The organism is Nocardia pseudovaccinii NBRC 100343, assembly GCF_001613225.1.
Classification (GTDB): Bacteria; Actinomycetota; Actinomycetes; order Mycobacteriales; family Mycobacteriaceae; genus Nocardia; species Nocardia pseudovaccinii.
The window spans coordinates 36,722-61,674 of record NZ_BDBY01000017.1; the positions used below are offsets into that span (position 1 = coordinate 36,722).

Sequence of the window (24,953 nt, forward strand, 5' to 3'; positions counted from 1 at the left end):
CAGGGTTGTCCCCTCGAAGGTGAGCGCGGGTGCTCCTGGAGTGCGCACCACCTGCTCGGTGAATAACGAAGCGAGCGTCCGGGTTTCGTCGACGACGTGCGTAGTGTCGTTCCAGCGATCCAATATCGACCGCTCGTCGGGAGCCAACAGCTCGATCTCGCCGATCCGGGTCTGCGGCATATCCGCCACGGTCGCGAGCAACCGCCGAAAGCGACGGACGAACGCGGCGACGGTCGCCGCATCGAACAGATCGGTGGCATAGCGCAGGCTGCCACTGAGCCCGTGATCACCGGCGCGCTCGTTCACCACCAGGTGCAGATCGAATTTCGCGGTGGGATCCGGCGATTCGAGCGGTTCTACGGTAAGCCACGGGACTTCGAGCGCCCGACTGCCCGCGACGACGCGCGGTGCCGTACCGAAGCTGAACAGCACCTGGAACAGCGGGTGCGCTCCTGTGCTCCGGTCCGCGCCCATGGCATCGACCAGCCGCTCGAACGGCAGATCGGCATTCGCGAAGGCAGCGAGGTCGGCATCGCGCACACCCGCAAGGAGTTCGGTGAAGGTGGCTGCCGCATCGACCGGGGTGCGCAGTACCAAGGTGTTCACGAACATGCCGATGAGCGCGTCGAGTTGGCGTTCGCCGCGACCGCTGACAGGCGAGCCGATCACCACGTCATCGGTGCCGCTCGATCTCGCAATCGTCGCCGCGAAGGCCGCGTGCACCACCATGAACAGCGTCGCACCGCTGCGATGTGCGAGTACGCGCAGGGCGGCGGCCAACTCGGGTGCTATCTCGAAGTCCACTGCGGCACCGCGATTCGATGGCAGCGCCGAGCGGGGCCGGTCGGTCGGCAGCGCGAGTTGGGTCGGCATGCCGTCGAGGGCGGCGCGCCAGAATCGCAACTGCTGGTATGCCGGATCGCCCGGTCGGTCCTCGGAACCGAGCAACTCGCGATGCCAGAGGCTGTAATCCGCGTACTGCACCGGCAGCTCGCGCCCATCCGGCCTCCGGCTGGGCCCGCCCGTCGCCCGACCACCACCCCCCACGGAATCGCCGCGCGATGCAGTACCTAATCTGGCCAGGTAGGCGTGCACCAGATCGGTGACCAGCGGTGTCATCGAAAGTGCGTCGGCCGCGATGTGATGAACGACGAAGACCAGCACGTATTCGTCGCCAGAAATACCGCGCCGGTCGTCCACCCGATCGACGATCAATAGCGCGACGCGCGACGGCAGTTCGGTGGTCACATCGAACCCGGCCGTCGTGATCGCGGTAATGGCGGCCGTCAGATCGACCCGTTCGACAGGTACCGGATTGAGAGTCAAGCCGATACCGGCCGGTGTCAGAATCGACTGGTACGGACCGGATTCGCTGTCCGGGTAGATGGTGCGCAGGGATTCGTGCCTGGACAGCACATCGAGCACCGCACGCTCCAGCGCGGTGACATCGAGTCTGCCGGTGAGCCGGAGCACGACCGGCAGGTTGTACACGCTGGCGGCGCCGTCCTGGGTTTCGATCCGGTTGAGGAACCACAGCCGCTGCTGCGCGGGCGAAAGCGGAATCCGTGCCGGACGCTCGCGGCGCACCAGCGGCCGTGCGGCCGCACCGGCTCTGCCGAGCTCGTCGACGGCGGCCGCGAATCCCTCGACTGTCGAGGCGTCGAAAAGAGCGCGCACCGGAATGCGCGTGCCGATGGCCTCCCCCGCCCGCGCGGTGACCTGGGTGGCATCTAGCGAACTGCCGCCGAGCGCGAAGAAATCGTCATCGAGACCGACTCGTTCCACCCGCAGCACCTCGGCGAATACCGCGGCGACCAGCCGCTGTGCCGCATTGGTCGGCGCTCGGAAGCTCTGTTGCCGCAGCACCGGCACCGGCAGCGCCTTGCGGTCCAGCTTGCCGCTGCTGTTGAGCGGGAATTCGGACAGCTCGACCAGCGCGGTCGGCACCATATATCCAGGAAGACGCCGGGCCAGCCCGGCCTTGACGGCCTCGAGATCCAAAACACCGCCCGGCGTGCGAATCACGTACCCCGCGAGATAGTCGCCATCGATCAGCCGTACCGCGGCCTGACTCACCTCCGGCGCCACGAGTAGTGCCGTCTCGATCTCGGCGAGCTCGATGCGCTGACCGCGGAACTTCACCTGGAAGTCCATCCGGCCGAGGTAGACGAGTTCCCCATCGGCGCTCCAGCGCACCAGATCCCCGGTGCGATACATTCGCGCACCCGCTCGGCCGAAAGGGTTGGCCACGAAGCGGTCCGCGGTCAGATCGACCCGGCCGTGATAGCCGCGGGCCAGCTGGTCACCGGCCAGATACAGTTCGCCGGGTACCCCGATCGGTACCGGATGCAGTCGCGCATCCAGCACGTACACCTGGGAATTCCACTCCGGCTCGCCGATCGGCACCAGCTCGTCGTCGACCGTGACCTCGCGATAGGTAATGGACACGGCCGCCTCGGTCGGGCCGTACAGATTGTGCAGCGCGGCATCGCTCACCGCGTGGAAGGCCGCGACGGTCTCCGGCGGCAAAGCCTCGCCGATGACGAAAACATCGCGCAGCGAATCGAGTTCGCTCGCTTGGGCATGGGCGGCGAAAACCGCGAGCATCGATGGCACGAAGTCGGTCAGTGTGACGCCGTAGCGGGCAATGGTTTCCGCGAGGTAGCGCGGATCGCGGTGGCCGTCGGGCGTGGCGAGTAGCAGGGTCGCGCCCGCGCGCAGCGGCAGGAAGTATCCCCACAGCGAAACGTCGAAGGTGGTCGCGGTCTTCTGCAGATAGACATCGCCGACGCGCGGCCGATATTCGGCGTGCATCCAGGCGAGTTGGTTGGCGATGGCGCGGTGCTCGACCGATACGCCCTTCGGTCGGCCCGTCGAGCCGGAGGTGAAGATTACATAGGCGGGGTGCTCGGGCCGCAGCACCGCGCGGCGCTCGCGATCGGCGATGTTCGCCGCCGAGTACTCCGAAAGGTCCAGTTCGTCGATATGGTGCAGGTGCACGCTCGGCGGCACGGTCACGGGGAGGGTGAAGCCGGTACCGCGCATGGTGAGTACCGAATGCGGCCGCGCGGTATCGAGGATGTGCCAAACGCGTTCGGCCGGATGTCCGGGATCCACCGGCACATAGGCGCCACCGGCGCGCAGCACCGCATACATCGCGACGACCAGCTCGATCGAGCGCGGCATCGCGAGCACCACCAGTGATTCCGGGCCGACGCCGGTGCTGATCAGCATGCGCGCGAGGCGATTGGCCCGCTCGGACAGTTCGGTGTAGGTCAGTTCGGCGGTATCGGACACCAGGGCAACGGCCTTCGGCGTGCGACGAACCTGGCTGTCGAACCCTTCGTGCAGAAATTGATCGGCGACCCGGTGCCCGCTGGCATTCCAGCTCGCGGTGACGTAATCGAGTTCACCCGCGTCGAGAAGTTCGATATCGCCGACCGTGACATCCGGATCGGCGGCCGCCGCGCGCAGCAGCCGGAGAAATTTGATACCGAACTCGCGCACGGTCGCGGCGTCGAACAGGTCGGTGGCATAGGTGAATTCGGCGCGGTAACCCGTCGCGGTATCGGAAAGGGTCAGCTGCAGATCGAATTTGGCGAAGCCGGGATCGAAATCGACCAGCTCCGCGTCCAGGCCGGGCATAGTCAATGCGATCGGGCCGATGTTCTGCATGAACAGCGCGACCTGGAACAGCGGATGCCTGCCCTGGGAGCGCGCCGGGTTCACCACTTCGACCAGACGCTCGAAGGGAATATCACTGTGCGCGAAGGCATTCAGATCGCGCTCGCGCGCTTGGGCGACCAGGTCGGCGAAGCTCAGCTCGCTCCGGACCTCGGTACGCAGCACGAGGGTATTGACGAACATGCCGACGAGGTCGTCCAGTGCGCGATCACCGCGTCCCGCGACCGGAGTGCCGATGGCGATATCGGCGGTGCCGGACAGTCGCGCGAGCAGGACCGCGAGTGCCGCATGGACCACCATGAAGGGCGTGGCTCGACCGCGGGCGGCGATCCGGTCGATCGCATGGCGTAGCTCCGCGTCGATGGCGAACTCATGGGTCGCCCCGCGGTAGGACGCGACGGCGGGGCGGGGCCGATCGGCGGGCAGATCCAGCTGTGCGGGCAGGTCGGCCAATTCGGCGGCCCAGAATCCGAGTTGGCGTGCGGCCACCGATTCCGGATCGTGCTCGCTGCCGAGCACATCCCGCTGCCACAGCGCGTAGTCCGCGTACTGCACGGGCAGCGGCGCCCAGCCCGGTCGACGTCCGGCACGACGGGCCGTATAGGCGGTGACGAGATCGCGCATCAGCGGTCCCATCGAGACACCGTCGGCCGCGATGTGATGCACCACCAGGACCAAAGTGTGATCCTCGGGTCCGCTGCGCAGCAACCGCACCCGGACCGGAATTTCCTCGGTGACATCGAATCCCTGTACCGTGCTGGCCAATACCGCGGCGGCGAGTTCGACCTCGGGAATATCGCTCGGGGAAAGGTCGAACGCGGCGTGCATCGGCCGCACCACCTGAGCCGGACCATCGGCGGTCTGCGGATAGACGGTGCGCAGGATCTCGTGCCTGGCAACGAGGTCGGTGATGGCCGCCGACAGGGCGGTGAGCTCGAGTGCACCGCGTAGCCGCAGTGCGACCGGAATATTGTCCACCGCCGCGGTATCGAAGACGTAGGCGGATTCGGTGTGCGTGCCGAACCGGTTGAGAAACCACATGCGCCGCTGCGCCGGGGACAGTGGAATGTGCCGCGGCCGCGCGGCCGCTGTGATCGCCGGTCGTGCGGCCCCGGTCCGTGCCAGCCCGGCCAGCGCCGCTACCGTCGGGCGGTCGAAAAAATCGCGGACATCGACGGTGATGCCGAGTGCGGCCCCGATTCGGGCAATAGCGCGGGTGGCGATGAGCGAGTTGCCGCCGAGCGCGAAGAAGTCGTCGTCCGCGCCGACCCGTTCCGCCTCCAGCAGCTGGCCGAAGATCTCGGCGACGGCCACCTCTGCCTCGGTCGATGGTTCCCGGTATGCCGCCGATCCGAATACCGGTTCCGGCAGTGCGCGCCGATCGAGCTTGCCATTGGCATTGACCGGCATTTCGCCGAGGACAACCACCAGCGACGGCACCATGTAGTCCGGTAGGTCCCGGCGCGTCGATTCCAGTACCGCGGCCGGATCGACGATGACGCCACCGTCGGCCACCACGTAGCCGACCAGATGATCGCTGCCCGCATGCCGATGCAGCAGCACCGCGGCCTGCGCGACCTGTTCATTGCGCAGCAACGCCGCCTCGACCTCGCCGAGTTCGATCCGCAGCCCGCGCAGTTTGACCTGGAAGTCGATGCGGCCCAGATATTCCAGTTCGTCCGGGCCGCCGCAGCCATCGGTGCGCCAGCGGACCAGGTCGCCGGTGCGGTACATCCGATCACCAGGCGCACCTTCCGGATTGGCCACGAACCGGTCGGCCGTCAGTCCGGGACGGGCCACATACCCGCGGGCCAGCTGCACACCGGCGAGATACAGCTCACCGACGACGCCACTGGCGACCGGCCGCAGATTGTCGTCCAGCACCAGCAATTCGGTGTCGTCGGCGGGCGCGCCGATGGGCACGGTCGTGCTGTCGGCGGCGGTGACCTCGTGCGCGGTGACATCGACGGCGGCCTCGGTGGGACCGTACAGGTTGTGCAGTGTCGCGCCGCTGATATCGCGGAAGGTGGCCGCGGTGGCGGCCGGTAGCGCCTCGCCGGAGGCGAATACCAGGCGCAGGGTCCGCGCCGCACTTTCGATCCGCGGTTCGGCCACGAATACCGCGAGCATGGAAGGTACGAAATGCGCGACGGTGACGCCGCGTTCGGCGATCGTGCGCGCCAGATATGCCGGATCGCGATGACCATCCGGCGCCGCGATCACCAGTCGCGCACCGACCTGCAACGGCCAGAAGAATTCCCATACCGAGACGTCGAAGGTGAACGGCGTCTTCTGCAGCACCACATCGTCGCCGCGTAGTCGATACAGCCGCTGTCGCCACCGCAGGTTGGCCAGAATCGAACGGTGCGATACCGCGACACCTTTCGGACGTCCCGTCGATCCCGAGGTGAAGATGACGTAGGCCGTATTGTCCGCAGACGGTCGCGGGCGGTCATCGATCGACACCGCTGCCTCGACGGTGTCGAATTCGTCGATCCGCAGTACCGGGATACCCGCTCCGAGCTCGGGCTGGTCTTGGGTCGTGGTGAGTACCAGGACCGGTGCGGCGACCTCGAGCACGTAGCCGATGCGTTCGGCCGGATGCTCCGGATCGATCGGCACATACGCTCCGCCCGCCTTCAGGATCGCGTACATGCCGACCAGCAGGTCGAACGAGCGTCGGACGGCAAGCCCCACCAGGCTGTCCGGGCCGACACCGAGGTCGATCAACCGCAGCGCGAGGGCGTTCACTCGGCCGTCGAACTCCGCATAAGTCAGCGTCGCGTAGCGACTCGATGAGGGGTGGTGGTCGGGCGACGGGTGGGCCGATGTCGCGCCCGCGTACTCCAGGGCGACCGCGTCCGGTGTCCGGCGCACCTGTGCCTCGAATTCGCTGACCAGGGTCTCGATCGGCGCGAATATCGACGGCAGCACGTGCGCCGCCGCCGTCAGGGCGTCATCGAGCAGTCGCTCCAGCACGGTGCCGAGTGCGCCGTCCCCGGACTCCAGCAGGGCGGGCAGCTGGCTGGAGACTACGACCGATACCAGTGCGTCGGCACCGAGACCGCCACCCATCGCCTCGTCCAGCACCATGATCTCGGTGGCCAGCAGACCGTAGGTGATGCTGGTCCCGTCGTGCCGCAGGGCGACCCGCTCCGGATCCAATTCGGCGACCTTGTCGATCAGGATGGGGAGATCGTCGAGTCCGTACGCCCGGCGCAGTGCCGAATGATCGTATGCGGCAATACGATTGCCGAGTTTGCTGGATGCGACCGATTCTGCCTGGGACATCAGTTGGTTCCTTCCGAATCGACTTCCGAATCCGAGTTGGAGAGCACGGCCCGCGCCTCGCTGCGCAGGGACCGCAGGACTGCGGCGAGACCACTGCCGCCGAGGGCGGCCAGGAGACCGGGCACCACTCCGGCCAGGGCGACGTTGATGAGCGCTTCCGGTTTCGCGGTCGCGCCCATGGCTTTGCCGACCGTCGCGAGCTTGGCGGCCAGCTCGCCGAACGTCACCATGTGCGAGTCATGGATGAAAGCGACTGCACTGGAGTTGATTTCGGCGGCAGCGGCGATCAGCGCGGCCAGATCCGCCGGGCTGTCCGACCGCTCGCCACGGGACTGTTCGGCGCGAATATCGATGGCGCGAATGGCGATAGCTGGATCATCCGCGACTACCTCGAATATCCGAAGTAACCGCGCGGCGAACAGCCCGACGGTGGCAGCATCGAAAATATCGGTCGCGTAGCCGAATCGCATATCCAGTCCGGACAGGTCACCGGCCGCGTCGAACAACTCGATGCCGGTGAGCTGCAGGTCGTATTTGGCCTCCGCCAGCGCGAGATCGAGCACCTCGACCGCGAGCCCGGGCAGCGCGACGGGGCCGGACGGCATGTTCTGGAAGGTGAACATCACCTGGAACAACGGTGTATAGGCACTGGACCTGGTCCGGCCCACGGCCTCGACCACCCGCTCGAACGGCACGTCGGCATGTGACAACGCCGCGATATCGCGATCCCGCGCCTCGTGCAGCAGATCCGCGAAGCCGGTGCGCGCGTCTACCTGGGTGCGCAGCACGACGGTATTGACGAACATGCCGATCAGATCGTCGAGTTCACGTTCGCCACGCCCCGCGACCGGTGCGCCGATAGCGATATCCGGGGTGCCGGACAGCTTGGCCAGCAGAACCGCGAATGCACTGTGTATCAGAGTGAACAATGTTGTGTCGTGCGCACGGGCAACCGCCGCCAACCGAGCGGTGAGTACCGTGTCCACCTCGAAACCGACTGTGCCACCACGCATATCCCTGCGCGCCGGACGCGGTCGATCGCTCGGCAATGGCAGTACTTCGGGCAGCCCCGCCAATTCTGTTGTCCAATAGCCGAGTTGCCGGGACAGCAGGCTGTTCGGATCACGATCGGAGCCGAGCGACGCGCGTTGCCACACGCTGTAATCGGCGTACTGGACCGGCAATGGCTCCCAGCCGGGCGCGTTGCCCACGATTCGGCTGAGGTAGGCACGCATGAGATCCCGCGTCATCGGGGCGACGGAATAGCCGTCGGCGCTGATATGGTGCAGCACCACAACGAGCACGTGCTCGTCGACGTCGGTGCGGAACAATGCCGCGCGGACCGGTGGCGCCGAGGTGATATCGAAACCGGCGGCGACGAATTCAGCGATGCGCGCTTCGATATCACCCGGTGCCGACAGGATCGGTTCCAGATCGACCTCGGCAGCGTCCAGTACTTGCTGCACCGGTTCGGGCTCGGCATCCGGATATCGGGTGCGCAGGGTTTCGTGGCGTTCGATCACGTCCAGGATCGCCGCGCCCAGGGCAGCGATATCCAGTGCACCGGTCAGACGCAGTGCTGCGGGGATGTTGTAGGCCGAGGAATCCGGGGCCAGCCGGTTGAGCACCCACATCCGCTGCTGTGCCAGCGAAAGCGGGGCAGCTGCGGTGCCGGAACGCCGAGCGAGCGCGGGCCTGGCATCGGCGTCCCCGAGCTCGGCCAGTCGCGCGGCGAGCAGCCCGACGGTCGGTGCGTCGAATACCGCGGCCACCGGGACCCGCACTCCGAGTGTCGAGCCCAACTGCGCCGCCAGCCGGGTCGCCAGCAGCGAATTGCCCCCGAACGCGAAGAAGTCGGTATCCAGCCCGACCGCTTCCTCGGCCGCGATCACCTCGACGAACGTGGCCGCGACCAAGCGCTCCAGCTCATTGGCCGGTGCGCGGAAAGCGGCCGCGGTGAACACCGGCTCGGGCAGTGCGGCCCGATCGACCTTGCCATTGGCATTGAGCGGCAACGACTCCAGCACAATGATCGCGGCGGGCACCATGTAGGTGGGCAGCTCCGCCGCCACCGCCGCACGCAACGCACCTTCCGATTCGGCAGCAGCCGTCGAGTCCGGCACCGCGACATAGGCGATGAGCCGAGTTCCAGCGTGCGCCACCGCGACCGCGGCGCGCACCTCCGGCAACCGCAGCAGCGCGGCCTCCACCTCGCCGAGCTCGATCCGGAAACCGCCGATCTTGACCTGGAAGTCGGCGCGCTCCAGGTATTCCAGCGTGCCCTCCGGACGCCAGCGGACGATATCGCCGGTCCGATACATCGTCGCGCCGACGGCGCTCGCGAAGGGATCCGCGACGAAACGGTCGGCCGTCAACGCCGACCTGCGTTGATAGCCGCGCGCCAATTGCGCACCGGCCAAATACAACTCGCCGGTCACACCCACCGGGACCGGCTGCAGCCGTGCATCGAGCACGTAGACCCGACTGTTCCAGGCGGGCGCGCCGATCGGCACGATATGGGTCGGGTCCGCATCGACTTCGCAGGCGGTGATCGACACGGCTGCCTCGGTCGGGCCGTACAGGTTGAACAGTCGCGCGCCGGAATGTCCGGCTCGGCGGCGGAATTCGATCGCGGTGGCGGGCGGCAGCGCCTCACCGATGGCGAGCACCTGCCGCAGTGCATTCGGCAGCGGCGCATCCGATACCGCGAGCAGCATGCCGACCAGCGACGGCACAGCGTGCAACACCGTCACCGCATGCCGTTCGATCAGAGCCCGCAGCCTATCCGGTTCGCGTTCTGTGCCGGGCTCAGTCACCACCAGGCGACCACCCGTCGTCAGGACCGACCAGAACTCCCACACCGACAGGTCGAACGTCGCAGGAGTCTTGAGCAGCGCACTCCCGTCCGGCCCGAGTGCGAATCGGTCACGCAGCCAGGCCAACTGGTTGACGATCGCCGCGTGCGAAATGGTGACGCCCTTGGGCAGTCCGGTCGAGCCGGATGTGAAGATCACATATGCCGGGTGCTCGGGCCGCAAGGGTCGCACCCGTTCGTCATCCGTAATCGGAGTCGCCGCGTAATCAGCCAACTCGAGTCGATCCACTTCCATTGTGGGAAGGGATGTTTCGACGGGGAAAGGATCGCGTGACGTGGTGAGCACACACGCGGGTGCGGCCGTCTCGATGACGTACGCGATGCGGTCTACCGGATGATCCGGATCGATGGGCACATACGCACCACCGGCTCGCACCACCGCGTACATGGCGACGACCAACTCGACCGAGCGCCGCATGGCGAGCACGACGGTCGCCTCCGGGCCGACCCCGTCGGCAATCAGCTTGCGCGCCAGCCTGTTGACCGCGGCATCGAATTCGGCATAGGTGAGCACTGATTCGGAGCTCGCATCGATCAACGCCACACCCTCGGGTGTCCGCGCGACCTGAGCATCGATGAGATCCGCCAACGTCGCCGAGGCCACCGGATGCGCGGTCCGATTCCACTCCCCGAGCAACCGCGCACGCTCTGCGGCACCGAGCAGATCCAACTCACCGACAGCCGTATCCGGCTGGACAACAACCGATTCGAATACCCGCAGCAGCTGCTCACTGAACCGCTGCGCAGTAGCGCGCTCGAACAAGTCCGTCGCGAACCCGAGCGCGAGATCTATGCCCCCAGGCACGCCGTCCGCGCTGTAGTGATCGACAGCGAACAAGTGCAGATCGAATTGCGCTACCCCACTGTCGAATTCGAGCTCTTTCACTTCGAGCCCGGGTAGCCGTAGTGCACCACGCTCGTGATTCTGGAACGAAAGCCCGACCTGGAACAGCGGATGCCGCGCTGTCGATCGCTCCGGATTCAGCACCTCCACCAGGCGCTCGAACGGCACATCCGCATGCGAGAAAGCGGCGATATCGGCTGACCTGACTCGCTCGAGCAGCGCATCGAAGCTTTCACCGCCGTCGACCCGGGTACGCAGCACCAGCGTGTTCACGAACATGCCGATGACATCGTCGAGTTCCGCATCGCCCCGGCCCGCGATCGGCGTACCGACCGCGATATCCGAACTGCCCGACAGGCGAGCGAGAAGTGCGGAGAATGCCGCGTGTACGACCATGAACAGCGTTGCGCCACTGCGCCGTCCGAGTGCGACGAGCGCGCTGTGCGACCGCGCGTCGATCGCGAACTCCACCCTCGCGCCGCGCGAACTCTGCCGCGCGGGCCGCGGGTGATCGGTCGGCAGCGCCAGCTGATCCGGCAGTCCGTCCAGGGTTCGGGTCCAGTACGCGATCTGTTGTGCCGAAAGCGATTCGGGCTCGTCCTCGCTGCCGAGCAGTCGCCGCTGCCACAGTGCGTAATCCGCGTACTGCATGGCGGGCGGTGTCCAGCCGGGCGCACTGTCGTCCAGGCGTGCGCTGTAGGCCAGCATCAGATCACGGACGAATGGCGCGAGCGAGGATCCGTCCGCCGCGATGTGATGCAGCACCGCCGCCAATACGAACTCCGCGTGCCCCGCTATCCGGAACAGCCGCATCCGCACCGGGATATCGAGGGTCACATCGAACGTGGTGGCCGCCAGCTCCTGAATTCGCTCCGGCAGTTCGGCTTCAGAGATTTCAATCGGATCCAGCGACGGGATCGCCCGCACAACCGGCACGATCAGCTGGGTCGCCGCACCGTCCACTTCCGGATACCGCGTCCGCAGCGACTCATGTCTGCCGATCAGATCCGCGACCGCGGCTCGTAGCGCCGCGATATCCAATGCGCCGGTGAGCCGCAGCGCCAACGGAATATTGTAGGCAATGCAGTGCTGGTCGAACCGGTTGAGGAACCACATCCGCTGCTGTGCCGGGGAGAGCGGAATCCGGTCCGGTCGGGCGCCTGCCACCAGCGCGGGCCTGGTCGCAGCCGTATCGTTCGCGCCGACCGCTGCGGCGAGATCGGCGACCCGCGGCGATTCGAACAATGCGCGTACTCCGACGGTGCGCCCGAGCGCGGCCCCGATGCGAGCCACGGCCTTCGCGGCCAGCAGGGAGGAACCGCCGAGGGCGAAGAAGTCGTCATCCGCACCGATCAGACCGTCCATTCCGAGCACATCCGCGAAAGCCCCGGCAACGATCTCCTCGACGACAGTCCCGGGTTTGCGATAGGTCGTACCCTCGAACTCCGGGGCGGGCAACGCCGCCCGATCCAGCTTCCCGTTGACGGTCAATGGAATTCGATCCACCACCACGATCGCGGCGGGCACCATGTGCTCGGGCAACCGGCGCGCGAGCTGTTGTCGCAGCTGCGCCCGATCGACCGCGTCGAAGCCGACCACATACGCGACAATGCGCGGCTCATCCACCAGATCGCTGCGCACGACCACCGCCACCTCGCGCACCGCCGCACTCGCATCCAGCAGCGCCGCCTCGATCTCCCCCAACTCGACGCGGAACCCACGCAGGTTCACCTGCTGGTCGGCCCGGCCCAGATACTCCAACTCGCCGTCGGCGGTCCACCGTGCGAGGTCACCGGACCGATAGGCCAGCGTGCCTTCCCCCGCGTACGGATCGGCCACGAACCGGCTCGCGGTTAGCGCGGGCCGTCCGAGATAGCCGCGCGCCAACTGCCCACCGGAGACGTAGATCTCCCCGGGCACCCCGACCGGTACCGGCCGCAGCCGCGCATCGAGCACCCGCACGACCAATCCGGGTATGGCCCCACCGATCACACTCGCCGAGCCGGTACCCGCTTCGATCGGCCGGTACGACACATGCACGGTGGTCTCGGTGATGCCGTACATATTCACCAGTCGCGGCGACCGCGGATGCCGAGTGAACCAGCCGACCAGCCGCTGCGGTTCCAATGCCTCGCCACCGAAAATCACATAGCGCAGTGCGAGTTCGGCAGGCTCGGCGGCAATCAGTTGATAGAAGGCCGACGGCGTCTGGTTCAGCACTGTCACCCGTTCCGCGGCAAGCAGTTCCAGGAACTGCTGCGGTGATCGCGAGGTGTAGTAGTCGACCACCACGAGCGTGCCGCCGTGCAGCAGCGCACCCCAGAGCTCCCAGACCGAGAAGTCGAAGGCGTAGGAGTGGAACAGGGTCCAGACATCCGAGGGCCCGAACTCGAAGTGGCACCGGGTGTTATCGAGCAGGCGCAGCACATTGCGGTGCGGGATGACCACGCCCTTGGGATTCCCGGTGGATCCGGAGGTGTAGATGACGTAGGCCGTATGCGCCGGATTCAGCGGCCTGCGTCGCTCCGCCTGGGAGACGGCGGTCGAACACTGATTCGCCGCCGCGATGTCGATCACCGGCCCGCCGAACCAGCCGGGTGCCAATTCGGTTCCGACGCTGGTTATCGCGCAGATCGGACGCGCGTCATCGAGTACGTATTCGATCCGATCCGCCGGATAATTCGGATCGATCGGCAGATAGCCACCGCCCGCCTTGATCACCGCGACCAATGCGACGACCAGTTCCACCGACCTCGGCAGCGCCACCGCCACCAACGCTTCCGGTCCGACCCCTGCGGCGATCAGCCGCCGGGCCAGCCGGTTCGACCAGGCGTCGAGTTCGGCATAGGTCAGCGATCGCGTCCCCGCGCGGACGGCGACGGCTGTCGGATCGATCGCGGCGGCCAGCGCGAACCGGTCGGCCAGCGTGGCGGTATCGGTGAGGTAAGTCCTGGTCGGAGTCGACCACTCATACAGTGCGCGATGCTGTTCCTCGGCGCTGAGCAATTGAATATCCCCGACCACGACCGTGGCATCGGCGGCGATGGCGGCCAGCACCTGGGTGCACCGGCGACCGAGCACCGCGATCGTGTCTGCATCGAAAAGGTCGGTCGCATAGGTGATCTCGATATCCATGCCGTCCGCACGGCCATCGGCGTCATCGGATTCGACCACCGTGAACTGCAAATCGAATTTGGCTGCCGCCGCGTCGAATTCGACCGGACGCACCACGAGATCGGCGAGTTCGAGCGGCGGCAGCGTGAAGTTCTGGAAAGTCAATGCCACCTGGAACAGCGGATTCCGATTCTGCGCTCGTGTCGGCGCGATGACCTCGACGAGCCGCTCGAACGGCACGTCAGCGTGCGACAGCGCCTCGATATCCTGTGCGCGCACAGTATCCAGCACCGTCTCGAACCGCGACCTGGTGTCGATATGGGTGCGCAATACCAGGGTGTTGACGAACATCCCGACGAGCCCGTCCAGCGCGGCATCACCGCGACCCGCGACGGGCGTGCCGATCGCGATATCCGCACTCACCGACAGCCGGGACAACAAGACGGCCAGCGCCGCATGCATCGTGCTGAACAGCGTTGTATCCCGCTTGCGGGCCAGTTCGCGCAGTTCACTGTGCAGATCGGAATCGATGCGGAGCCGGTGGGTGTCACCGCGATACGACGAGACGGCGGGGCGCGGCCGGTCGGTGGGGAGCTCCAGTTGTTCGGGCAGACCCGCCAGCGTGCGCCGCCAGAAGGTGAGCTGCCGGTGCGCCTGCGACTCCGGATCCGCATCGTCACCCAGTGTTTCGGCCTGCCAGAGCGTGTAGTCGGCATACTGCACGGGCAATGCCGCCCATGCGGGCGCGGCGCCGTCTCGGCGTGCGGTATAGGCGGTCATGAGATCGCCCGCGAGTGGTCCGAGCGAGAACCCGTCGGCCGAAATATGGTGCAGCACAATCGCTAGCACGTGTTTGTGCCCATCGGTGAACAGTCGGGCCCGCAGTGGTACCTCGGTGGTCAGCTCGAAGGTGGTCGCCGCGAATGCGGAAAGGTGCTCCCCGAGTTCGGCTTCGGTGATCAGTTCCGCTTCCAACGACGGAACAGCCGCAGTGATGATCACCTGCTGCGCGCCATCAGGCCCGTCGGGATAGATCGTCCGCAGCGTCTCGTGCCGAGCGACCACGTCCGCCAGCGCGGCGGACAGTGCAGCCACATCCAGATCGCCGGTGAGCCGCAGCGCCACCGGAATGTTGTCCACGGCAGCGCCAGGACCGGCCGAATCGTCGGCAAGGAACCGATTGAGGAACCACATGCGCTGCTGAGCCGATGAAAGCGGAATCCGCGCCGGGCGCGGGCGCGCGCTCAACCCGATATAGCCGCGTCCCTGATGCGCCTCCGTCGCGGCCGCCAATGCCGCAACGGTGGGCGCCTCGAACAGCATCCGGACCGGCAGCCGCATATCCAGCGCCGCACCCAACCGGGCAACGACCTGGGTGGCGTTCAGTGAATTTCCACCGAGAGCGAAGAAATCATCGTCGAGGCCGACCAGCTCGACATTCAGCACCTCGGCAAAGGTCCGCGCAACTATTTCCTGGGTCGCCGTGCCGGGAGCCCGGAAAACGGCGGCCTCGAATACGGGTGCAGGCAGGGCCTTCCGATCCAGCTTGCCGGAAGCATTGAGCGGAAATTCATCGAGCACGACGAACGCGGACGGCACCATATACGCGGGCAGTTGCCCGCTCAGCGCGGATTTCAGGGCATCGGTATCGACCCCGGTCTCCGCGACGACATAAGCGACCAGTTGCTGCCCGTCCCCCAGCACCACCACCGCCTGCGCAATCGAATCCAAGCCGGTGATCGCGGTTTCGATATCACCGAGCTCGATTCGCAGACCCCGCAGCTTGACCTGGAAATCGGTACGACCCGAATACTCGAGCGCCCCATCCGCGCGCCAGGTCACGAGATCCCCGGTGCGATACATTCGCGCACCATCGCCGAACGGATTCGCGACAAACCGGTCACTCGTCAGATCGGGCCGCCCGATATAACCGCGCGCCAATTGCGCTCCGACCAAATACAACTCGCCAGCAACCCCCACCGGCACCGGTCGCAACCGCCCATCGAGCACATAGACCTGGGTGTTGAATACCGGCCCACCGATCGGCACGGTGTCCACATCGGCATCGGTGACCTCGTGGCTGGTGACATCCACGGCCGCCTCGGTCGGGCCGTACAGATTGTGCACTGCCGCACCGGTCAGCTCACGCAGCCGATGCGCGGGCTTCGGCGCCAATGCCTCCCCCGACGCGAATACCATCCGCAGCGAACCACAGTCGGCCGCTGCCTGTTCCGCGACGAACACCACCAACATCGACGGCACGAAATGCGCGACACTGACTCCTGCACGGCGAATGACCCGCGCCAAATACGCCGGATCACGATGCCCATCCGGCCGCGCCACCACCAGACGCGCCCCGACCTGCAACGGCCAGAAGAACTCCCACACCGACACATCGAAGGTGGCGGGCGTCTTCTGCAGCACCACATCATCAGCGGTCAGCGCGTATGTGTCCTGCATCCACTCCAGACGATTGACGATCGCCGCATGCGAAACCGCGACCCCCTTCGGCCGCCCGGTCGAGCCGGAGGTGAAGATCACGTACGCGGCATTGCCCGGCGCCAAGGAGCCGAGCCGATCGTCGTCGGTGACCGGGGCGTCCGAATAGTCGGAGGTGTCGAACAAATCCACATCGAGCACCGCCCATGAGCATTCGCCGGTGTCGAGATCCAGCCCATCCTCCGAGCGGGTCAGCACGCACACCGGACGCGCCGACCGCAGCGCCTGGTTGATCCGCTCGACCGGATGCTCAGGATCCACCGGGACATACGCACCGCCCGCCGTGAGCACGGCGTACATGGCCACGACCTGATCCACCGATCGCCGCATGCCGATGGCCACCGTGGAATCCGGACGAACCCCGATCGACACCAGCAGCCGCGCGAGCCTGTTCACCCGACCGGCGAATTCCGCATATGTCAGCGTCGCGTGGCGACTCGATGAGGGGTGGTGGGCGAGCGACTCGCCCTCGAAGGTGACCGCAATGGCATCCGGAGTCCGCGCGACCTGCGCCTCGAACAGCGATACCAGCGTCGCGTCGGCAGCCACCGGATGCGCCGTCGCATTCCAGATGTCGAGGATCAGTGCCCGCTCGTCATCGGCGAGCAGATCGATATCACCGATCCGCACATGCGGATCCGCGACCGCATCGAGCACGTGCTGCAGCCGAGACGCGAACGAAGCGACCGTCCGCGCATCGAACAGGTCGGTGGCGTACTCGAATGTCGCTGTCATACCGGCTCGGCCGACGGACTCGGTCAGCGTCAATTGCAGATCGAATTTCGCTGTCCGCGTATCGATATCGAGCATCGAGGCCTCGAGCCCGGCCAACTCCAGGCTGGTCTGCGCGGTGTTCTGGAAGTCGAGCATGACCTGGAACAGCGGATGCCGGGCCGCGGAACGCACCGGATTCAATACCTCGACCAGCCGCTCGAACGGCACATCGGCATGTGCGAGGGCACGCAGATCGCCGTCGCGGGCCGCCGCGATCAAGTCGGCAAAAGTCAGTTCGGGCCGCACATCGGTCCGCAGCACGAGGGTGTTGACGAACATCCCGACGAGCCCGTCCAACTCGGCGGCGCCGCGACCGGCGACGGGGGTCCCGATCGCAATATCGCGCTGCCCGGCAAGTTTCGCCAGCAGCGTGGCGAATGCCGCGTGCAGCACCATGAACACGGATGCGTTCGCGCCCTCCGCCACATCACACAGCCGACGATGGGTTCCCGCATCGATGGTGAAGGCATAGCGCGCACCACGACCCGACGCGACCGCCGGACGCGGCCGATCCCCTGGCAGTGCCAGCACATCCGGCAGATCGGCCAATTCGGTCGACCAATAGCCGATCTGCGCGGCGATCAGCGATTCCGGATCGTTCTCCGCACCTAACGTTTCCCGCTGCCAGAGCGTGTAGTCGGCATACTGCACCGGCAGCGGCACCCAGTTCGGCTCCGAGCCCACGCAACGTGCGGCGTAAGCGACCATCAGATCCCGGGTAAGCGGCGCGATGGACCAACCGTCCGCACTGATGTGATGAATCGAAACAACAAGCACATGCTCGGTCCCAGTGCGCAGCAATGTGAGTCGAACCGGTGCCTCCCGGTCCACCGCGAAAGGCATTGCCGCCAGCGCTCGAATCCGATCAGCCAACCCGGTAGCCTCGACCGGCTCCGGCACCAGCGACACCGCATCTACCGGCAACACTTCCTGCTGCGGCACACCGTCGACCGCCGGATATCTGGTGCGCAGCGCCTCATGCCTGCCGACGACATCGGCGACCGCATCCGTCAGCGCGCCGAGATCGAGCGCGCCGACCAGTCGCACGGCGGCCGTCAGATTATTCGAGACGGAGGCGGCATCGAACTGATTGAGGAACCACATCCGCTGCTGCGCATAGGAAAGCGGCACCACATCGGGTCGAGCTTGCGCGGCCAACGCCCGTCGCGCGGTCCCCGAACCGGGCAGATGCGCGGCCAACGCGGCCACCGTCGAATGCTCGAACAACAGCCGCACCGGAATATCGGCGTCGAGGACCGCGCCGATTCGCGCGGCAATCTGCGTGGCCACCAGGGAGTTTCCGCCGAGTGCGAAGAAGTCGTCGTCCAGCCCGACCCGATCGAGACCGAGCACCGCCGCGAACACCTCGGCAACCGCATGCTCGGCAGACGTGACAGGTGCACGAAACGTCTTCGCGGTCAGCACCGGCTCGGGCAATGCCTTGCGATCCAGCTTGCCCGAGCTGGTCAGCGGCATTTCCGCCAATCCGGCATAGGCCGTCGGCACCATGTACGAAGGCAGTACGGCGCGCAGCCGCTGCCCCAGCACCTCGGTCAGGTCCGCCTCCGGCAGGTCGGCGACGACATAGGCGACCAGCAGCTCACCCGCCGCGTGCGCGAACACCCGAACAGCCGCGGCACGCACATCGTCGGCAGCGACCAGCGCCGCCTCGATCTCACCGAGCTCGATCCGTTGCCCACGCAGCTTTACCTGAAAGTCACTGCGCCCCAAATACTCCAGATCACCGGCTCGATTGCGCCGCACCAGATCACCGGTCCGGTACATCCGGGCTCCGGCCGATCCGTACGGATTGGCCACGAACCGCTCGGCGGTCGATTCCGCCCGCCCGTGGTATCCGCGCGCCGACTGAACGCCGGAAAGGTAGAGCTCGCCGACGACCAGGTCCGGCACCGGCCGCAACCGCGCATCGAGCACCAGCACCTGACTCGAACGCACCGGCCGACCGATCGGCACCGCCCCCGCCGCCGTCGGATCCACGGGCGCATAGGTGGCGTGCACCGTGAATTCCGTTGGGCCGTAGAGATTGTGCAGTTCGGCTCGGCACACGGCAGCGAAGCGGGCCGCGGCTGCACCGGTCATCGCCTCACCTGCCACGAAAACCATACGCAACGAGGCGATCTCGGCAATACCGGTGGCATCGGCGAACACGGTCAGCATCGACGGCACGAACGAGGTCATCGTCACCCCGTGCGCCGCAATGGTCGCGGCCAGATAGGCACTGTCCCGATGCCCGTCATGCTCGGCGACCACCATGCGCGCACCGCGCGTCAATGGCGCGAACAGCTCCCACACCGACACATCGAAGGTCGGCGGAGTCTTGAACAGAACCACATCGTCGGCCCCGATACCGTATTCGTCGGCAATCCAGTCGATCTGATTGACCACCGAGGCATGCTGTACCGCAACACCTTTCGGCAAGCCCGTAGAGCCGGAGGTGAAGATGACGTACGCGGTATTGGTCGCCCGCAACGGACGCAGCCGATCCGAATCCCGCACCGGCGCATCCGAATAACCGGAGCAGGCCAGCGCATCGACCACCAGTACCGAGGGGCCGGTCGACCACCCGTCACCCGTCCGAGTCAGCACACACACCGGCCGAGCCGCGGCAACGACCTGCGCACGCCGCGCCGCCGGTTGATCCGGATCCACCGGCACATACCCGCCACCCGCGGTCAATACGGCATAGGCCGCGACAACGAACTCCACCGACCGCCGCATACCCAGCACGACCAGCGTCTCGGGCCCGACACCGGCGGCGATCAGCCGACGAGCAAGCCGATTCACCCGCCGCGAGAACTCCGCATACGTCAGCGCGCCGTGCCCGTCCACCAGCGCGACGACATCGGGTGTCCGCCGCACCTGCGCCTCGAACGCGGCAGGCAGCGTCGCGACACGGCTCGACGACTCCGCGATTCCGCACTCGATCGCACGCTGTCGACCCGCCATATCCAGCAGCGGCAGGTCGCCCACCGGCAGCTCGACCTCGACCACGATCGCACGCAGCAACCGAACCAACCACTGCGCATAGTCCGCGATGGTGGATTCGTCGAATAGATCTGTGGCGTATGTGAATTCCGCACAGACCCCCGCCGGTGCCGAACCTTCCCTGAGTCCGGCACCGGCGAAGCCTTCGGTGACCGTGAGCTGGAGATCGAACTTGGTCACTCCGGTGTCCAGGGTACTGGTGCAGACCGACAAATCGGGGAGTTCGAAGGCGATGTCCGCAGCATTGTCGAAAGCGAGCAATACCTGGAACAGCGGATGCCGCGCCTGCGAGCGCGGCGGGTTGATGGCATCGACCAGCTGCTCGAATGGCAATTCGGCATGGCCGAAGGCGGCGAGATCGGTCTCGCGTACCCGCGCCAGCAGCGACGAGAAGGGGGCGGCGGCATCGACCACGGTCCGCAGCACCAGGGTGTTGACGAACATGCCGACGAGATCGTCCAGCGCGCGTTCACCACGCCCGGCCACCGGCGTGCCGATCACGATGTCGTCGCTACCCGACAACCGCGACAGCAGCGCGGCGAGTGCGGCGTGCAACACCATGAAGTTAGAAACGCCCTGGGCACGGGCAAGTTTCACGACCTGGGCATGCACGTCGCCCGGAATTTCGAAACCGAACACCGCACCCCGGCCGGATGCGACCGCGGGCCGGGACCGATCGGCGGGCAGCTCGATCAGATCGGGCGCACCGGCGAGCGCGGCCGTCCAGAACTCCAGCTGCCGGGCCGACGCGGCATCGGGATCCTCGGCCGACCCGAGCAATTCGTGCTGCCAAAGGCTGTAATCCGCGTACTGCACCGCAAGCGGCAGCCATTCCGGCACGTCGCCCGCGTGCCGAGATTTGTACGCGGACATCACATCTCGTGCCAACACCCGCAGCGAAACGCCGTCCGCGGCAATGTGATGCAGCACCAGCGCCAGCGCGCAGCTCTCGTCATCGACCGAGAAGATCCGTGCCCGAATCGGTATTTCACGCTCCAAGTCGAATCCGAGCGCCGCGAACCGAGCCAGCTCGTCGTCCAGTTCGTCCGCACCGATCGACTCCGGCTCACCCACGAGGACAACCTCGTCCGCGGACAACACGACCTGCTCGGCCGCCACTCCAGCCGATACCGCGGGAAAGATCGTGCGCAGCACCTCATGCCGATCGACAAGATCGGCCAAGGCCAGCCGCAGCGCGGAAATATCGACCGCACCGCGCAACCGCACCACGAACGGCATGTTGTAACCGGCGCTTGACGTCTCGAACCGGTTGAGGAACCAGATCCGCTGCTGCGCCGGAGATAGCGGAACCAGCGGCGGCCGGTGCCGCGCCCGCAGCTGCGCGAGCACCGGCACGCCACTGGATCCACCCGCCCGCTCGATGAGTTCGGCGAGTGCGGACACCGTGGTAGCGGTGAACAATTCGCGAACCCCGAGCCGACAGCCCAGTTCGGCGCCCAACCGCGCCGCGACCTGGGTGGCCACCAAACTATTGCCGCCGAGCGCGAAGAAGTCGTCGTCGCGCCCGACCCGATCATGTCCGAGCACCGCACCGAATACCCGCGCGACCGTGGCCTGCACCGGCGTCGCGACCTCGGCGTAGTCGGTCGAGATCCGCTCGGGTGCGGGCAACGCGGCACGATCCAATTTGCCGGAGCCATTGACCGGCAGCGCGTCCAACATCACGAATGCGGCGGGAACCATATACGCGGGCAGCGCGCGCAGCGCCGCGGTGCGCAGGTCGGCGGGAGACACCGCGCCGGGCTCGACTTCGACCACATAGGCGACCAACTGCTCGCCCACTCCGTCATCGCGCACCACGACCACCGCGCGTACCACCGAATCGACGGCACCGAGCACGGCTTCGATCTCACCGAGCTCGATCCGCAGCCCGCGCAACTTCACCTGAAAATCGGTGCGGCCCAGGTACTCCAGCTCACCGTGGGTGGTCCAGCGCACCAGATCACCGGTGCGATACAGCCGGGTGGCCGACCCGAACGGATCCGCGACGAACCGATCGGCGGTGAGCCCGGAGCGACCGACATAACCACGGGCGAGCTGTACCCCCGACAGATACAGCTCGCCCGCAGCCCCGACCGGTACCGGCCGCAGCCGCGAATCGAGCACGTAGAGCCGGGTGTTGAAGACCGGCGCGCCGATCGGCACCGAGAGGGTATCGGTATCGGTCACTTCATGGAAGGTGACGTCCACCGCCGCCTCCGTGGGACCGTACAGGTTGTGCAGCCGCGCACCGGTCAGCGCCCGCAGCCGCTGCGCCGGCGCCGCGGGCAGCGCCTCACCGGACGCGAAGACCATACGCAGCGCGGTGCGACCGGTGCACTCCCACTGTGCCAGAAAGACTTCCAGCATCGATGGCACGAAATGTGCTGTCGTCACGCCATATTCGTCGATCACAGCCCGCAGGTAGGCCGGATCGCGATGACCGTCGTGCTCGGCGAGTACCAGCCGCGCGCCGATCTGCAACGGCCAGAAGAACTCCCACACCGACACGTCGAAGGTGGCTGGCGTCTTCTGCAGTACGACATCGTCGGCCGACAGCCGATACTGCTGCTGCATCCAAACCAGCCGATTGACGATCGCCTCGTGGGTGACGGCCACCCCTTTCGGCAGTCCGGTCGACCCCGAGGTGAAGATCACGTACGCGGGCTGCCCCGGCCGCAGCGCGGCGGTGCGTTCCCGATCCCAGACCGGACCATCCGGATATACCGCGGGATCCCACCCATCGAGACGGATCACCGGCACTCCGGAAAACTCCGTAGCCTCAGTTGTCACTACACATGCCGGTCGCGCGGTCGCCAGAATGTGCGCGGTCCGCTCGGCCGGATGATCCGGATCCAGCGGCACATACGCCGCCCCCGCGGCGAGCACGGCGTACATGGCGATTACCAGCTCGGGCGACCGGCGGATGTTCAGCGCGACCAGCGTCTCGGGTCCGACGCCGAGTCCGATCAAATGCCGCGCCAGCCGATTGCTGTGCGCCGCGAGATCCCGATAGGTCAGGTCCGGCACACCCGCGAACCGCACCGCGACCGCATCCGGCGTCCGCGCGACCTGCGCCTCGAACAGCGAAACCAGCGTCGGCGCACCGGCGACCGCGGCGGGCACATCGAAACCGGTCGCATTCCAGATCCGGGTGCTGACCTCGAGTTCCAGTTCGGTAGCCACCGGCACCGCCGCCATCGGCGTATCGACCTCGGTGGCCACCAACCGCTCCAGATACCGCACGAGCCGCCGTTGATGGCGCGCAATGTCGTCTGCGGCATAGAGATTCGGATTCGCCTCGAAATCGACGTGCACGCTGTCGCGCTCGCCGTAATAGACATTGAGGCTCAGATCCTCCACCGGCCCGGTGGACAACACGTGGTAGCGGCCGACCGTTTCGCCCAGCGTCAGCTCGCTGCCGAACAGCATGATGTTGGCCAGCGGTCCGAACAGCGCACGGCGCGCGGGCTGCCCGTCGTGCTCGGCATCGCGGCGGATGTCCTCGTGCCGATACCGCTGGTGCCGCAGCGCACCCGCCACCTCGACGCGCGCCGCCCGCAGCAGATCCCCCCAGGTGCCGTCGACCGCGAGCCGCAGCGGCACGATATTCGACAGCATTCCGGCCGACCGCCGCATGAGCGCGGTGGTGCGCGCCGTCACCGGCAGACTCAGCACCGCCTCGTCCCGATCGGTGAGCCGCCCGAGGTATCCGGCGAAGGCCGCGAGCAGTACCACCGCGAGCGTCGAATCCTGGTTCGCCGCAAGCGTATTCATCCGATCGACGAGCGCGTCCGGCAGTACCCGCCGCACCACCAGATTGGTCGCCGCGCGCGGTGCGGTCCGCCCGTCCAGACTGGTCGCGCCGTCGAGCCCCGCGATCCGCTCGGCCCAGTGCGCCCGGTCGGTCTCGAAACGCGAACTGTCCCGGTAGGCGAGCTCACCGTCGACCAACTCGGTCATCGCCCCCGGCTGGACCGCCTGCGGCTCGGTGCCGAGCACCCTGCCGGTATACAACTGCGCCACCCGCTGCGTATTGGTCAGCGCGCCGAACCCGTCGAGCACGAGGTGATGAGCCCGCAGATACCAGAAGCACCGCTGGTCCGCGACTTGCAGCACGGCACCCGCGAACAGCCGATCGGTCAGCATGTCGACCGGCGCGCTCGCATCCGCCCGCATCCATTCGTGCGCCGCGGCCACCGGATCGGCGTACTCGCGCAGGTCGATTGCCTGGATATCGACCGAATTCGCCGGATCTACACATTGATTCGGCACACCGCCGGATTCGCCGAGGCGCACCAGCACGGATTCGTATTCCCGCGCCGCGATCACCGAAACCTCCTGCAGGATAGCGGGATCCAGCACGCCGGGCACGTCCACGTATTGGGCCACATTGATCGGCACGCCGGGATCGAGCAACTGCGCGTACCAGACCCCAAGCTGCGCCGGTGCGAGCGGAAACGGCTGGTTGTCCGGAGCGTCCGGTAAGCAGTCACTCGCCAGGCGCGCGGCCCCGTCCGGTCGCGCCCCACCCAACTCCGTACCGTGCACCAGAGCCTCCTTGTTCGGCGTAAAAAAGCACGCCGAACGCATTCAGGCAGCACGAATAAGCCGCTGCGGCAACACTGTTCAGCGTTGACACATGGCTTCGACGCCACCACAAGAAGATTCGGCGAATGCGCGGGGCATGACGACACCCGCGCGGGATCGAAACAGATTGCGCCCCGCGTGCGCCTAGCTCTCGAGCACTCCTCCAACGTCGCTGCCGCGGTGCGGGCGCCGCGGCGGTGTCAGCTACATCACACGGATGTGATCCGCATTGCGAACACTAGGCGCTTCGTTAATAAAAAGGAACTTTTTGCACTA

General features: G+C 66.6%; 2 protein-coding genes (1 of these 2 cut by a window edge). Both read right to left on the bottom strand.

Annotation, left to right across the window (positions count from 1 at the left end; translation table 11 throughout):
- On the bottom strand, nucleotides 1–6,975 hold the 5' end (the start) of the coding sequence (locus NP3_RS01725; RefSeq protein ID WP_063037067.1) for a non-ribosomal peptide synthetase. 18,279 nt of this gene lie to the left of the window's left edge; the window shows 6,975 of its 25,254 coding nt (coding positions 1–6,975); it begins with the start codon at nucleotides 6,973–6,975; the stop codon falls past the left edge of the window.
- Nucleotides 6,975–24,638 (bottom strand): non-ribosomal peptide synthase/polyketide synthase, encoded by a 17,664-nt coding sequence (locus NP3_RS01730; protein WP_245720760.1) that lies wholly within the window; start codon nucleotides 24,636–24,638, stop codon nucleotides 6,975–6,977. The genes NP3_RS01725 and NP3_RS01730 overlap by 1 nt, the downstream gene beginning before the upstream one ends.
- Between the last annotated feature and the right edge of the window lie 315 nt (nucleotides 24,639–24,953).